Here is a 13,766-nt window from a genome sequence, read left to right on the forward strand (position 1 = left end):
CCCGCCAATGGTGCCATCGTCACGCGAACATCTACCTGCAGCCTAGCGAGCCACGATCCGGCATGGACGCGATCCGGGGGCTGGAACCACTCGTGAACCTTGCCAGGTTGCACATCCGCGCCGACCGCGGAGACCAGGGACATGAAATCCTGAACGGCCTCTACGACGCCATCTCCAGTGCGACGCCGGCCACCGTCGACGGCATCAACGTTCCGGCGGATCTGATGGCCTCCACGGCCGATCGCGACGAGGTGCGTCAATGGCTTTGGCGGGTCATTCTGGCCGACGGCGCCCGCGCCTTGATCAGCACGGGCCAGTGGACAGAAGCTCTGACACACGTCCAGCGACACCACGGAATCGGCGAACGCATGCTGGACGGACGTCAGGTCGCCGTCCTGACCCGCATCACCACCGGCGATCACAGCGGCGCCCTGGAACTGGTCACCGCGACCACTGCGGGCGAGGCCTGGGAAAACGCCGTGACTGCCTGCCTCGAGATCCTGTGTAGGTGGCCAAACCACCGGGTCACCGCGCACGAGATCGACACCTTGCTGGCCACCCGAGCTCACGTGGACTTTCAAGCCAACCTGGTCGTCTTCCACACCCGGTTGATGCTCTCCATAATCGACGCCGCACGCGAGGTCTCGCATGCGAGCCTGAGAACCGACGTCATCCAGTTGGCCGATCAGATCCTCACCATCGCAGACGGCTACGCATCACGCGACGTGCTGAGCCACAAGGGATTCACGGCTATCCTCGATGGCGAGCGAATCAGCCAGCTCGAACGGACCGTGAAAGCCTGCGCGCTAGGGAGCAAAGAGCTTTCCGCAGAGCTGCAAGCAGAGCTCGAGGACGCACTGAACCTCAGCGAGACGGTCATCAGACAAACGCTGACTTCCTGCTTGACCGTGCCGATCTTCCCGCCTGGCACCTGACCTGCCCGATCAAACTCCACCCGATGGAGTGCTGGCTGCCAACCTGCCCCGTTGCCGGACTGGCAAGTCAGCAACACGACAGCTGCCGACGGGAGTGAGGGCACCGGGTGGGACTCAGGGGGTCACGTGAAGCCATCATGACGGTTGGATGGAGAACAGGTCGCTGAATCGCACTCGATCCTGTCGCGGCCGGCCGGCCAGCATGCGCTGGACGTCTGAGGGATCACGGCTCGCTGCGCACCGCAGGCAGGGAATGCGCCGTGCCAGCAGCTGGGCAATCGCGTGGCTTCGCAGCCCGGCGGCCGGCTGGGTGGCGTGGGGTCCCTGCCTCGTGGCTGTGGTGGGTGGCTTGGCGTCGCCGATGCGCAGGGGGCTCGTGCGCGGGCGTCGACGACACGGGTCATGGTGCGTCGAAGACGGCGTGCCGTGCGGCGTGAGCCAGGGTGGACTGGGTCTTGTAGGTCAGTCCGAGTCGGTTCCAGTGGAACAAGATGTGGTGGGCCAGCACAGCGCGCAGACCGCGTTGAAGACGACCGTGCTGGTGGAGTCCGCTGAGCGATGCGCCCGCGGTGTGGACATCTTGGATCCATGCCGTGATGTCGGCGAGCTGCCCGGAGGGTGCGGTCAGGAGGCTGCCAGGGCGGGTGTCGACGGTCATAAAGCGTCGTACTGCGGGAGCCAGTTCATGCGCACACGGGTCGGGTGCCTGCAACGGCCGGTTGTCGGCGACGCGGGCCCAGACGTCGCCTTGTTCGTACCAGTCCTGGCCCGCTGCGCGCAGGAGCGCGGTGACGATCAGAATCGTGTGTTCTCGCCGGTGCTGCTGCCCGGTTGAGTGGGTGAGGATGTGGTGGCTGTCATGGCAGAACAGCTGGTGTGCGGTGGTCATGGCGTCGGGTCCGCCGAAGGCGTGCAGTTCGGGTTCGTAGATGGTCTCGGTCCAGCTCGAGATCTGTCCGGTCGTTTGCAGTGCCTCGAGGCCTTGGTGGATGGGGTCGTGGACAGCTGGGTTTGTTGCGGTGGGGAGGTAGCGGAGTCGCCAGACGGGCGCCTTGCGGATGAACCACCACGAGTGGCTGGCGGCGTCCATCATCGGTTGGAGATGGGTCGCGACGGTCTGTTCCGCGCTGGTGTAGTCGGTGAATCCGATGGTGACTTGTCGCCAGACCGGGTGCGGATCCTGTGTGGCCGGGGCGGTTTCCATGCTCGTCTTCCTCCGGGTGGGGTTGTCAGCCGAGCAGTAGGCAGGTGTCCCAGCTTGAGCGCGGGGGCTGGCCGGTGGTGGCGGTAAGGGCGGCGAGTGCGGCGCCGACGCTGCCTTCGAGCAGTTCGGTGCTGCGTGGGGCTGTTTGCAGGTGGTTGTTGAACAGTTTGGCGAGGTTGGCGAGTTGGGCGGTGAGGTCGCCGGTTTCGGCTTCGCGTGCGACTCTCCAGGTCGTGTGCAGGAGACCGGCGCTGCCGTGACACAGGCTGGGCCCGTCGATCCGGGCGAACTGGTCGGGGTCGGTGATGCACCCGAGCAGCGCGGTCTCGGCGGTGCGCCGGCGGGTGGTGTCGCCGGTGGCCAGTGCGGCGAGTTGCTGGGACCTGGCGATCCCGGGGGTGCCGTAGCACCAGGAGGGCTGGAGCGGGCCTGGCTGGTCGCATCGCTGTGCCTTGGCTTCGTCCAGGGTGATGGTTCGGGGCCACCAGGGGCCGGTTGGGTGGTCTTGTTGCCAGGTGTCGAGCCATCGGCAGATCCTCGCGATCGCGTCGCGGTGGCCGGGGACGACGATGCCGGCGCGTAGTGCGAGCGAGAGCAGGGCCAGGGGACCGGTGATGCCGTGGGCGAGGCCGAGGTTGCCGTGCCCGCCGGAGTAGCTGGTGGGTGGTTGCCCGTTGGGGCCGTGGTCGGTCCACCAGCCTGGTCGCCCGGTGGGCGCATGCGGTTCGGTGAGCCTCACCAGGTAGGTCAGGACGGCGCGGGTGATGTCGTGTTCGGGTTCGTGGTGGAGGTGGTAGGCGCCGAGACCGGTGAGGCCACGGATGAGGTCGAATTCGGCCAGCGCCGGAAGGTCGCCTTTGTCAATTCGGGAATGCGCGGCAGCGAGGCGGAGGCGGGTCAGGTCCTGGGCGGCGGCCGTGAGCTGGGCGAGTGCGTGGCGGTACTGGCCGGTGGCCTTGGCAGCGGCTGCAGTGACGAAGGCCAGGGCCGGGACGCCGAAGAAGAGTCCGGCGCTGGTCGAGCCGTTGAGGTCACCGCCGGCCGCAGAGGTTAGCCACGTGTGGAGGGTGGTGTGGTGCTCGGGCCGGGTGAAGGAGTACTCGGCGTGCAGCAGGGCGATGCCGGCCGCGCCGCCGGCCAGTGACTGCGGTAGGTATGCGTGGCTGCCGTGGCCGACGGTGGGCGCAGTGGCCGGGCTGGTGAGGCTCGTGGTGATGTCGTCGGCGAGAGCCTGGAGTGCTGTAGCGGTTCGTGTCATGTCCGGACCTCGGTTCGTGCGGTTTGGCTGAGCGCGGCGGCGCGCGCGAGCCGATGGGCCAGTTGTTCGGCTTCGGGGGCGATGCCGCCGGCGCGGACGCAGTGCAGGTGCAGCAGTGACGCGAGCACGGAGTGCGGTGGCGGCCAATCGTCGGCCTCGACGATCGCCCGGTACGTGGCGATGGCGGTTCGCCGTCGCGACCACGATTCGATGATCTGGGCGCCGCCGGGAAGCTGGAGGATCGCATCGTGGCCGGGGGAGGCCAGCTGTAGTGCTTGGTCGTAGACGGTCCGGGCTGGGGCGGGCAGTGGCTCGGTGGTGAGGTGGTCGATCAGCCACTTCGCGCCTTCGGTGTGGTCACCGGTGAACGCGGCGGTCAGGTCCACCAGGCTGGCCGCGGTCAGTGCTTGGGGGTGCGCGGTGCCAGCGTTAACGAGGTGGGCTCGTTGCGCGATCGCCGCGGCGGAGTCGGCTGCGAAGACTGCCTCTGCCGCTGCCATCGCCTGACCCGAGCCGAACCGGCCGGACTCGGGCCGGTAGGTGTCCAGTTGCAGGGTGGAGATCAGCCCGTGCCGTTGCAGCTGTTCGGCCCAGGTGCCGATCGCGCGCGCTACAGGACCGAACCGATCCGACTCATCGAGCTGGAACCGGATCCGCAGGTGATTGTCGGGGTCGCGGTAGGGCAGGAACCACCAGCACAGGTTCGGCACTGCGGCCAGGAGGTTTGGCAGGTGGGTGGTGAGCAGGGCGCTGTGGCGGTCGGGGTGGCTGTAGACCTTGTAGTACAGCCATTGCCCGGCACCGGGCAGGTGGCCACCAGTCTCGCCGGCGTGTAGGCCGTTTGCCGGCGGCGGGGGGAGCGGGCGTGGCGGGATCGCGGGCCAGCTGTGGGACCGGGTGGTGGTCAGAGGGATGACGATTTCGTGTGCGTGTCCCTCGATCCAGCCCAGTGCGGCTGCGGTGGGGGCTTCTTGGAGGGTGGCGTGGCCGCGGCGGTCGAGTTCGGCGCGTAGCAGGTGCAGGTGTGCTGGCTGGTTCAGGTCGAGCTGGAGGCGCTGGTCGTTGCCGCCGAGGTACACCGCGGCCGGGACCATGAGGTCGGTTCGCCACCGTGCCAGCGCGGCGGTCCACTGGCTCCACGTCGCTTCAGGAGCGGGCAGGTCGGCGGCCGTGAGGTGCCAGCGGGCTGGGGACAAGATCGTACGCCGGTAGGTCAGCCGGGGCAGGAACGGTAGTTGACTGGCTGCTCCCCACGCGAACGGCCCGATCGCTGCGGCTCGGGCACCGGTGAGTTCGCAGGTGAACCGCAGCAGGGGGTGCGCGAAGTTGGTGAACTCGACTGCGCTGAACAGCTCCGGTTCGACTGGTCGGGCGAGGGACCGCGACCACAGGTAGAGCCGGTGGGCATCGCCCACGACCAGCAGGTCGTCCGGTGTCAGCGCCTCGGCCGCCCCGGCGGTGGGGTGTTCGCTGATCGACAGTTGGCCGGGCAGCACGGGGAGACTGCGGGCGACGTTCTCGGTTTCGGTGTAGAGCGGCGGGCAGGATGCCTGCAGGCGAGCGGCTCCGGTGTTGAGTGGTGGGATGGCGGCGTACGCGCGGGTCATCCGGTCGCGCTCGGTCGGGTCGAACAGGTCCAGGAATCGGCCGGCGGTGGCGCCAGCGGCACGGAACACTCCGGTCACCACGAGGGCGTATTCGCCGCGGTCGAGGCTGTCGCGGTTTGGGGCGTGGATTCGCAGTGCCAGCTCGGTGTGCGCTGGCCATTGGGCCCGGCCGAGGCGGTCGCTGACCAGTTCGTCGATCGTCGTGTCGTCGAGTGCGACGGCGACCTGGCGCTGCAGGGCTGCCGTTTGGGCCAGTCGCAGCAGTGCCTGGTCGCGCTCGGTGGAGACCGCTGCGGGTGCCTCGTGGAGGGAGTCGCGGTAGCCGGCGGGGTACCCCAGGCCGATGTCGGGGTCCACCAGCTCCCGTAGCGGCACGGCCGCGGCGATGCCGTAGCGCTCGAGGAACCGGGAGTGGAAGGCTCGCCAGTTCGGTCTGCCGAACGGGTGCGGGCTCAACCGCGCCAGCACCGTGGCGGCCCGGCCTGCCTCGGCTGCCACGTCGTGGGGAAGGACCAGGTCGGCGTCAGCGCGCAGGTCCACCCGTTTGCCCCGAGCGCTGTCGGGCGGGGTGTTGCGCAGTTGGGCGAGATGGTCCGCGACGCAGCTGATGTCGTCGGGGCCGGCCTCGTCCAGGATCGCGAGGACGTGGGCCAGTGGGTCGGCTGCGGTCATCGGCGGGCGCAGGTTCGTGAGCAGGATCCGCTGGTTGACCAGCTGATCCAGCATCGCCTCGATGACCTGCGGGGAGGTGGCGGGGAACTGGTCGCAGATTCGTTGGGACAGGTCGCGGCGCCGCACCGGAGCCCGGGCGGCCTCGGTGACGAGCTCGATCACCTGGGTGTAGCGGATGGATACCTCGGCCGGGTCGGTCCGGTCCTCGGTGGCGGCAGGGTGCTGCCGCAGGCCGATGATCAGGCGTCCGTCGCGCACCGTCGCGACGTTGTTGAGCACGACCGTCAGCCGTGCTGCCAGGGCGGGGCACTGCTCCAGTTCGTTGATGACTGCGGCCAGCCAGGTTGCGTCGGTGCGCGTCGTTGCCTGGTGCTGGTCCCCGATCCGGACGTGGGTCGCCGAACCGAACCTGGCGGCCGTCACTGCGGCGAATCGCCCGAACGGTGTCGCCCGACTGGAGGCCCGCAGCCGGTAGCGCAGTACCGACACGACAGCCCCGCGGACCTGGCGGGGCCTCAGCTCGCGGCCGGCGAGTATCGCCGTGACGCGGCGGGCCAGATCCGGACTGGCTGCCGTGACCGCTTGTGCGAAGGAGGTCTCGGTCCACACTCGGCCGAGCCAGCTCTTCCACTGCAGGACCTGGCTGGCAGGTGGCGCGTTGAGGTCGGGCCAGCCGTGCAGGGCCCCGGCATGACCGGGTTGAGTGGCCAGCCGGAGCATGGCCGCGTCGACGACTGTGAACAACCTCGTGGCCCTCTCTTCGCCAGACTGCCCGCCGGCGACTCGCAGTCGCCGCCGGGCAGTCACTCAGTTACCGCGGTCGGTTGCGATCAGCAGGTGCTGTTGGAGCAGGCGCTTTGGCAGGTCTGGCCGCAGTTGTCGTCGGTGTTGCGCATCAAATCGGCGATCACCGGCCCGGACGAGACGATGCTGAGGTCGAGGTCGAACTCGGCGTCCGGGATGGCCGTGGTCGCCTGCAGGTGGTGGGTCATCACTGTGCTCCTTCGCGAAGTGGTGCGGATGGGACGACCTGCTCTCGGCCGCGTCACGGCGACGTCGGCCAGGAGATCAGGACACTGGTGTGCTTCTTGGCGATCACCCGGCCACCGGCCGGAACCGGTACGTCGGCACCGGCCGGGAACACCTCGACACGGGCGCCGGTACCGCCGCGGTGCAGCTGGTTCCACTCGCGGATCAGCCCTACGTACTGGTCGACCAGCGAGTCGGCGTGCGGGCCGTGGCCGTACACGACGAACTCGAACGAGGTCCGTTCCTCGCTGGTGGACTGCGACGCGCGGTAGGCGAAGCTGTCCCTGCTCAGGGCGGTCTTGGCGCCCATCCGCGCCGACCGCTCGACCAGACCGGCGCTGATCGCCTCGTCCTTGGCTACCAGCAGCCCGAAGTCGTCCAGCCTGGTGGCCACGAACAGGTCCAGATCGTCGAACGGCTCGAATCCGCCGACCTCCACCCCGCTGCCGCGCGTCACTCGCTCCGAGACCAGCGCGTCGCGCAGGCTGTCCGGCGTGGGTACGTCCTGGTCGTCGTCGACCCGGAGTCCGACGTCCTCGCCGTGCAGCAGGATCAGGCGTTCGTCGTTGGCGCCAGCGCCCTGCATCGACACGAACCCGCACAGGTCGTAGCTGCGGGCGACCAGGTGTCCGGCCTCGGGCGCCAGCGCGAACGACCGGGTCAGGCCACGCAGCCGCAGCGGAACAACCAGCAGTCCGTCGTCGGCCAGCTGCTCGATCCACGCCGGCGGCACGTCCCAGGCGCCGGCCGTGACGATGATCCGGTCGAACGGCGCGTGCTGCGGCACACCGCCCTCTGCGTCTGCTTGCAGCACCCGCACTCGGTCGTAACCGGCCGCGGCCAGATACTGCGACGCCCGGTCTGTGACGAACGCGTCGATGTCGACGGTGGTGACCTCACCCTCGGTTCCGACGAGCTCCGCGATGAGAGCGGCGTTGTAGCCACCGGAGCCGATCTCCAGCACCCGCATCCCGGGCCGGATCTCGGCTTGCTCCAGCATCTGGGCCTGGATTCGCGGTGCCGACACCGAGCTCAGCGCCAGACCGTTGGCATCGCGCTTGGTGATGACGACGTCGTCGCGGTTGTACACCTGGACGAGGGGCGCCTCCGGTGCGAACCGCTCCCGGGGCACGGTCGCGAACGCTCGGGCCACCGCGTCGGTGCGTAAATCACCGTGTCCGCGCATCTCCTCGACCATCGCGGCACGCAGCTCAGCGGCGCTGACGTCTTGTTCTCTGACTGTGTTCACTCGATCACTCTCTCAGTAGCTGCCGACATTCCGGCAAGACGACGGCGTGGGGGATGCAGCGGTCCTCGCAACCCTGGCCTGCACCGGCGGACGCTTCAGCCCGGAGCGACATGCGGGGGTGGCGTCCGAACGCCTCAAGTGGGCTAGCGATGTGGCATCAGGTCCCAAAGCGACGGCCCCCGCAGGCGAGGCCGCGCAACAATGCTGATCGACGCGACCTCGGCTGGGGCTTGTCGTCAACCATGACCAGTTCGCGCATCCGCTGCCGACCGAAGTTGTCTGTTTCGATTGACGCGAGAGTGTTGCCTGCCGCAACTTCATCTTCAATGAAGTCGAGGACTGCGATCGCGCGCCGGATCGTGTCCTGCAGTGGAAGACCGCGGCTGCGGGCCCGCTTCAGTAAGACCATCGTCGTGTCAACAGCCAGAAGAACGCGGAGCCGATAGCAGGGTGCGCCGGTTTCGTCGAGGACGACGCGTTCCAGTGCAGGCATCAGTGTTTCCTTCGGGTCGTTCGGTTGGAGCGGTGGACGGCCGCCGATGCAGAGGTAAGGCGGCCGCCCACCGGTTGTGTGCGAAGTCCCCGGCGCTCGGGGGGAGGTGCCTCGAGCCGGCAGGCACAGGGGGGCCTGCAGGGGCGGGTCGAGGTGCCGGGGACTTCGGTCTTGGGGGAAGGGACGGGACCGGCGGAGTCGCGGCCGGTGAGGAGTCCGGCCGTCCCCAGGTCGACTCCCGGGTTGAGGATCCCGGTGCCGGTCCCGCCCGGTCTCAGGGGAAAACCTCGTGGATATCAACTCGCAGGCGCTTCAGGCGCTCGAATTTGGTTTCTCCGGTTGGCTCGCCGTCGATGATGACTGGTGAGTCGAGGTGCGCCAGTCTGGAGACGAGGACTCGCTGCGGGGCGGTGCGTTCGATTGAGGCCAGCAGGGTGCGAAAGCCGAGGCCGTTCTCGTGCGGAAGGTCCACGTGGGTGGAGATCAGCGTGAACTGCTGCCGTTCGGCGTACTCGCGGATGCGGGCGGTGTGCTCTCCGAGGTCGGCGTTGCGTTGCAGCCCGGTGGCATCGACGTAGCCGAGCGTCCACGCTCTGGCCGAGCGGTTCACGGTATGGTTGTCGCCCGGTTGGCTCGATAGGGGAGCCGTGGCGGCGAGTAGAGCTTCGACCGTGTCGGAGCTGCGTTGCTGCTCATAGGTCAGGGACTTTGTGCCGATCACGACCGGCCTCCTGGCAGGGACCGCACGGTTGCCTTGGTGCGGCGCTGAATCAGTTGCCGTCGAGTCTGGTCTCCCGAGCGGGCGTCTGCCTGTGTTTCGAGGTGGGCCAGGTCAGGTACCAGGATCTGCTGCGGGTTGTATCGAATGGCCGCGATCAGTAATACGCGAAAGCTCGACCCACCGAGATTCGGGTAATCGACGTAGACGTGCCCAAGATCGAGCTGCATCATCGTGGCGAATTTCGCGATCCGCGCCCGCACCTGGGCGACGGCCTTCGGGCCTTGGCGCGACAGGCAGGCCGCGTCGATGTAGCCGATGACGAACGGCCGGGGTCCTAGCTCTGGGCGGACCTTGTTGTCCCCGAACCCAGCGTCACCGGCGGCCAGGATGCTTGGCAGGAGCGCTGGTCCTCGATACTTGGGCGTATTTCCCAACCCGGTAGGCCAGCCGTCGCAGTTGGCGGACGGATCCGCCGCGCGGGCACCTTTCGTCATCGCCGACCTTTCGCAGAGTTCAGTAGCCACTCGGGACCAGGCTTGGCATCGGCATAGAGCCAGCTGATCACTGAGTGAATGAGACTGCATAAGACTCGTGATTATGCAGTCTCATTCAGTTACGGGCAAGTGTTGGGAGAGCTGGACGAAGTACGGCCTCCGACAGATCTGAGTCGTCAGCTGGTACGTGGCCAGGTGGCGGCCGCTGCTCGGGGTCGCCGTCGCGTACGGCGGTCTGGGCTGCGGCCAGACCGAACAGGGCTGAGGCCAGCACGATCAGCAGGTCCAGCACCAGCAGGTCGGCGGCCGGGAGGTGATCGTGAATCAGCACCGCAGCGGCTCAACGACGTGGGAGGGTCGGACATGGCATCGCGCGACGTGATCGCGAGCATGACTGGTCATTTGGATCGGTCCCCTCATTAGTCGGCTGGCTTGGATGTGTGATTTTGGTGGTGTCGCCCGCCCCTGGGGGTGGAACGGCTTGTGCCCGCGCTCGAGCGGCAGCGGGTTCACCAGCCGGCTTGTGAGGAGTCCCCCAGCCCTGGCGAAGCGCCAGGGGATCGAGGGGCAGGGCTGGGAGACTCCAATGGGTGGCGGGGCTTAGGGATCTCTCCGGCGCAGCGAGGAAGCTGCGCGATTCGCGAGACCGTTGTATCTCGGCCCGGTCGGATCAGGCTGGCGGCGGTACGACCAGAACGTTGGCTTTGGTGGCGGCCTTCAGCCGTTGCCGCTCGGCGGCGCTCAGGTCCGACGCGTCCGCGACGGTGACCGCCGCAGCACCTTGAAGGTTGACCAATTCGACCAGGTACTCGAACGTCGAGCGCTTCTGGTCGAACTCCTGACACAGAATCGAGTCCAGGGTGTAGCCCTCGCGTTCTGCGAACTCGATGATCCGGCGTCTGGTGGCGGCCTTCGCGGCCGGTCTCTTTGTAGTAACCGATCAGCACCGGTCGGGTGGGATCGGTCATGTCAGCTGTCTCCCGTCGCCGGGGGACCCGACGCCGCGCTGAGGAGGTCGTTGGTGACCCTCAGGCTGGCGAACCGCCGACGCATGGCCTGCTCGTACCGCTCCGCGAGCGGCGTTTCGGCGATGTACTGGGCGATTATGTGTTCGCCGTACCAGACACATACTCGGCGCCGGCCGTGACGGGTCTCCTCGGCGGCCTCCGCGGTCATCGGTCCTTCACGTCCTCGGCTACGTCGACCAGGAATCCGCGCATACCTGCCACGGCGAGCAGGTACAGCAGCACCGTTACGGCTTCGTACAACTGCATGTCTTCTCCCCTGCCTCAGTCAGCACGACCATCTGAGCCAATGGCTACACGACGGCCGCGTAGCGTGATCCGGGGGTCGGTCGTGAGGTAGCAGGCGTCGAACCCGATCACGCAACTCGTGTTCTTGCGATGACTACGAGTAAACCGAGATCAGCGGCCGAAAACCTGGGTCTAGAAGCCCTATTTGTTGTGAACGGCAACCGGCCCGAGACAGGCGCGAACCTCGCCCGGCCGAGTCGGAAATGTGCACCCAGTTCCCAAAAACCTGGCCAGACTCGCCTTGCTCTTGTCTGCGAACCACTCCATCCTGGACAAACTGACTGAGAGTATGCGGAGATGAGCGCAATGCAGGCACAAGGCGGCGACAAGGCCTCACGCACCGCATTGCGCCTGCAGTTGATCAACCAAGGCTGCTCGGTCGACGACATCGCAGCCGAGTTCCGCAGCCGCTGGGGATTCGGCACACTCGCGGCGTACCGCCACGCCGCCGGCCTGTCCCAGGGCGAAGCCGCGTCTCTCTACAGTGCAGCCGACGAGTCCCGCCCTGCGACCGACTACAGCCTGATCTCCAAGCTCGAGCGATGGCCCGGCCCGGGTAGCAAAGCTCCGACGATCTACAACCTCGTCCTTCTAGCGCAGGTCTACAACGTCGAGCCTCACCGGCTCGTGGCAGGAGCCGACCTCGACCAGCTACCGGCTCGGGATCGCATCGTGTTGACCGCGATGCGCCCTCAAGCCACGGCTCAAGGTCAGGACTTCCAGTCGGCCCGGAAGGTCGAAACTCATTTCGGCGACGACCCAGGCCATCCCGGTTTGCTGGAACAAGACATCAGGCCCCTTCTCCGCCAGCTGCCCAGCCTTGAGCTCGGCTCCCTGCCGGCGCACCTGCTGGAGTCGATCGATCGGCTCCGCCGAAGCACCGACGATGTGCTGTCGGCCGGCACGGTCACCGGTTCCAGGATGGAACTCATCGAGGATGCAGTCGAGCAGTTACGCCGAGATCACATCCACGATGCACCCAACACGATGCTGGCCGCACTCCTCACGGAATTCGTCGGCGTTGTCGACCTCACCAAACACAGTCAGACCGCGCAGATCCGGATCCGCCTTGCGGGCGCGGCCGCACAGCTGGCCACCCTGACAGCAGACAGCCTGATGAAGCTCGGCGAAACCACCGACAGCCACCGCTGGTACCGCACAGCACGACTCGCCGGAGACGACACCCACGACAACGCTCTGCGTGCCCAGATCCGCGCCCAGGAAGCAATGCTGCCCTACTACTATGGCGACCTGCCTCGCACCATCCGCCTGGCCCAGGAAGCCCAAAACATCGCGGGTGATCTGGCCTGCGCTGCCGCCTGTCTCGCGGCGGCGGCCGAAGGCCGCGCCTGGGCACGCCTGGGCGACCACGAGAAGGCCGAACTGGCGATGGGAAAAGCTCAAGACATCTTCAACCGCCTGCCCGATCCAGACACCACCGACGCCTTCTCCTTCCCCGAGAGGCGCCTTCTGCTGTACCTGTCGGGAGCCCTCACCTACCTCGGCGAACCAGCACGAGCTGAACCGATCCAGGACCGCGCACTGGCCCTGTACTCCCAGCAAGGCGCCGGCTTCACACTCGACCCGACGTTGATCCAGCTCGACCGGGCCGCCGGCTTGGCAGGCACCGACGCGGTTGGAGCCTGCGAGCTGACTCAAGAGACACTAGAGGCAGTGCCCGCCGGGCACCGGACCCAGATCGTTCTCACCCGAGGAACCGACGTGCTCTCAGCCCTCCCCCGCACCGCACGGGCGCTGCCAGCAGCCGCCGACCTGCGCGAGATGCTCGCGCTCACCGCGGCCCCCTAAATGACCCCGCTGATCACTGAGACGACCTTCACCCCCGACACCACACAACGAGTGCTGGCCGACGTTTGCCGCCAGGCCGGCCTGGACCCCGTCGGCGCGGTCTTGCTGCGCCACCAGACCAATGCGGTCTACCTTCTGCCCCGCAACGAGATCGTCGTCAAGATCGCGCGTCCCGACGAGCGCCTCGAAGACCTCAACAGGACGCTCGCCCTCGTCCGCTGGATAGTTAGCCACGGCGTCCTCACCGTTCCACCATCACCCCACGAACAACCACTGCAGAGTGCCGGCTGCCTCGCCACTTTCTGGCCATACATCGCTCAGCAAGACAAAACGCGAGTGACAGCCGGCGACCTCGGCCAGCCGCTCAAGGCACTGCACGCCCTCACGCCAGCACTCGATCTGCCGTCACTTGACATGATCGACGGCATTCGGAGCTCACTCGCCGCAAGTCGCATCCTGACAGCCGAAGAGCGGCAGTTCCTCAGCCAGTACAGCGACAAGATCGCAGCAGCGGTCACCTCAGTCCGCTACGAGCTGCCGCCCGGTCTGATCCACGAAGATCCACAACACCACAATGCACTCCAGACGAAGCAAGGCACCGCCCTCATCGACTGGGACGGCGCCTGCATCGGCCCACGTGAATGGGACCTAGTCACCATCGAAATCCACTGCCGGCGGTTCTTCCCCGATCCCCACGAGTACAGCCGATTTGTCGATGCCTACGGCATCGACATCCGCAACTGGTCCGGATACGAACCGCTCCGCGACCTGCGCGAACTCCGGATGATCACCACCAACGCCCGAAAATCTGCACCGAGCAGTCCACAAGCCGATGAGGTTCACACGCGCATCGACCAGCTGCGCCAAGGCCAGCGCGAAATGCTCTGGAATCGGCTGTAAAACCCCGGCCGTGCCTTCCTCGCTCAGACGAGGAAGGCACACAGAGACACCAGGCGCCCGACGAGAGAAGCTGGAGCTGCCC

The 13,766-nt window shown here is 67.2% G+C and carries 14 protein-coding genes; 3 read left to right on the forward strand and 11 right to left on the reverse strand.

Translation table 11 applies throughout. The features are described 5' to 3' along the window. The first annotated feature begins 62 nt into the window (after positions 1-62). The gene (locus ACLQ2O_RS15095) at positions 63-935 is read left to right on the forward strand and encodes a hypothetical protein (RefSeq protein WP_425831568.1); all 873 of its coding nucleotides are present in this window, start codon (positions 63-65) and stop codon (positions 933-935) included. A 400-nt stretch (positions 936-1,335) separates the two neighbouring features. Here ACLQ2O_RS15095 and ACLQ2O_RS15100 read toward each other — a convergent pair whose 3' ends face one another. From ACLQ2O_RS15100 to ACLQ2O_RS15150, 11 genes are all read right to left on the reverse strand, one after another. Continuing rightward, on the reverse strand, positions 1,336-2,139 hold the full coding sequence (locus ACLQ2O_RS15100) for a thiopeptide-type bacteriocin biosynthesis protein (protein ID WP_425831570.1): 804 nt from the start codon (positions 2,137-2,139) through the stop codon (positions 1,336-1,338). 25 nt (positions 2,140-2,164) lie between these two features. Next, a complete protein-coding gene (locus ACLQ2O_RS15105; protein WP_425831572.1) occupies positions 2,165-3,397 on the reverse strand; it encodes a lanthionine synthetase C family protein in 1,233 nt (410 codons plus the stop codon). Next, entirely contained in the window at positions 3,394-6,420 is a 3,027-nt protein-coding gene (locus ACLQ2O_RS15110) for a lantibiotic dehydratase (protein WP_425831574.1), read from the reverse strand. Before ACLQ2O_RS15110 ends, ACLQ2O_RS15105 begins: the two co-directional genes overlap by 4 nt. A gap of 86 nt (positions 6,421-6,506) precedes the next feature. After that, positions 6,507-6,668 carry an FxLD family lanthipeptide gene (locus ACLQ2O_RS15115; RefSeq protein ID WP_425831576.1) on the reverse strand — a complete coding sequence of 54 codons (162 nt, stop codon included), beginning with the start codon at positions 6,666-6,668 and terminating at the stop codon, positions 6,507-6,509. Positions 6,669-6,721: 53 nt separating this feature from the next. Then, positions 6,722-7,954: a methyltransferase, FxLD system gene (fxlM, locus tag ACLQ2O_RS15120; protein ID WP_425831578.1), complete on the reverse strand. Its 1,233-nt coding sequence runs from the start codon at positions 7,952-7,954 to the stop codon at positions 6,722-6,724. Between the two features lie 157 nt (positions 7,955-8,111). Beyond that, a complete protein-coding gene (locus ACLQ2O_RS15125; RefSeq protein WP_425831581.1) occupies positions 8,112-8,447 on the reverse strand; it encodes a hypothetical protein in 336 nt (111 codons plus the stop codon). A gap of 274 nt (positions 8,448-8,721) precedes the next feature. After that, complete coding sequence (locus tag ACLQ2O_RS15130) at positions 8,722-9,168, reverse strand: hypothetical protein (RefSeq protein ID WP_425831583.1); 447 nt, start codon at positions 9,166-9,168, stop codon at positions 8,722-8,724. Further along, positions 9,165-9,662: a hypothetical protein gene (locus ACLQ2O_RS15135; RefSeq protein WP_425831585.1), complete on the reverse strand. Its 498-nt coding sequence runs from the start codon at positions 9,660-9,662 to the stop codon at positions 9,165-9,167. The genes ACLQ2O_RS15130 and ACLQ2O_RS15135 overlap by 4 nt, the downstream gene beginning before the upstream one ends. A gap of 115 nt (positions 9,663-9,777) precedes the next feature. Beyond that, positions 9,778-9,993: a hypothetical protein gene (locus ACLQ2O_RS15140; protein ID WP_425831587.1), complete on the reverse strand. Its 216-nt coding sequence runs from the start codon at positions 9,991-9,993 to the stop codon at positions 9,778-9,780. 339 nt (positions 9,994-10,332) lie between these two features. Continuing rightward, positions 10,333-10,458: a hypothetical protein gene (locus ACLQ2O_RS15145; protein ID WP_425831589.1), complete on the reverse strand. Its 126-nt coding sequence runs from the start codon at positions 10,456-10,458 to the stop codon at positions 10,333-10,335. A 173-nt stretch (positions 10,459-10,631) separates the two neighbouring features. After that, positions 10,632-10,838, reverse strand: coding sequence for a hypothetical protein (locus ACLQ2O_RS15150; RefSeq protein WP_425831591.1), 207 nt, complete (start codon positions 10,836-10,838; stop codon positions 10,632-10,634). A gap of 434 nt (positions 10,839-11,272) precedes the next feature. Between ACLQ2O_RS15150 and ACLQ2O_RS15155 the strand changes: the two genes are divergently transcribed. Together ACLQ2O_RS15155 and ACLQ2O_RS15160 are read left to right on the forward strand one after the other, a co-directional pair. After that, entirely contained in the window at positions 11,273-12,784 is a 1,512-nt protein-coding gene (locus tag ACLQ2O_RS15155) for a helix-turn-helix domain-containing protein (protein WP_425831593.1), read from the forward strand. Then, positions 12,785-13,684, forward strand: coding sequence for a phosphotransferase enzyme family protein (locus ACLQ2O_RS15160; protein ID WP_425831595.1), 900 nt, complete (start codon positions 12,785-12,787; stop codon positions 13,682-13,684). The last annotated feature ends 82 nt before the right edge of the window (positions 13,685-13,766 follow it).

This window comes from Kribbella sp. DT2 (assembly GCF_049844575.1).
GTDB lineage: Bacteria > Actinomycetota > Actinomycetes > Propionibacteriales > Kribbellaceae > Kribbella.

Excerpts from the sequence above, each read along its gene's own strand:
- ACLQ2O_RS15095 (WP_425831568.1), top strand. The coding sequence starts at position 63 with ATGGACGCGATCCGGGGGCTGGAACCACTCGTGAACCTTGCCAGGTTG.
- ACLQ2O_RS15100 (WP_425831570.1), bottom strand. The coding sequence starts at position 2,139 with ATGGAAACCGCCCCGGCCACACAGGATCCGCACCCGGTCTGGCGACAA.
- ACLQ2O_RS15105 (WP_425831572.1), bottom strand. The coding sequence starts at position 3,397 with ATGACACGAACCGCTACAGCACTCCAGGCTCTCGCCGACGACATCACC.
- ACLQ2O_RS15115 (WP_425831576.1), bottom strand. The coding sequence starts at position 6,668 with ATGACCCACCACCTGCAGGCGACCACGGCCATCCCGGACGCCGAGTTC.
- ACLQ2O_RS15125 (WP_425831581.1), bottom strand. The coding sequence starts at position 8,447 with ATGCCTGCACTGGAACGCGTCGTCCTCGACGAAACCGGCGCACCCTGC.
- ACLQ2O_RS15135 (WP_425831585.1), bottom strand. The coding sequence starts at position 9,662 with ATGACGAAAGGTGCCCGCGCGGCGGATCCGTCCGCCAACTGCGACGGC.
- ACLQ2O_RS15150 (WP_425831591.1), bottom strand. The coding sequence starts at position 10,838 with ATGACCGCGGAGGCCGCCGAGGAGACCCGTCACGGCCGGCGCCGAGTA.
- ACLQ2O_RS15155 (WP_425831593.1), top strand. The coding sequence starts at position 11,273 with ATGAGCGCAATGCAGGCACAAGGCGGCGACAAGGCCTCACGCACCGCA.
- ACLQ2O_RS15160 (WP_425831595.1), top strand. The coding sequence starts at position 12,785 with ATGACCCCGCTGATCACTGAGACGACCTTCACCCCCGACACCACACAA.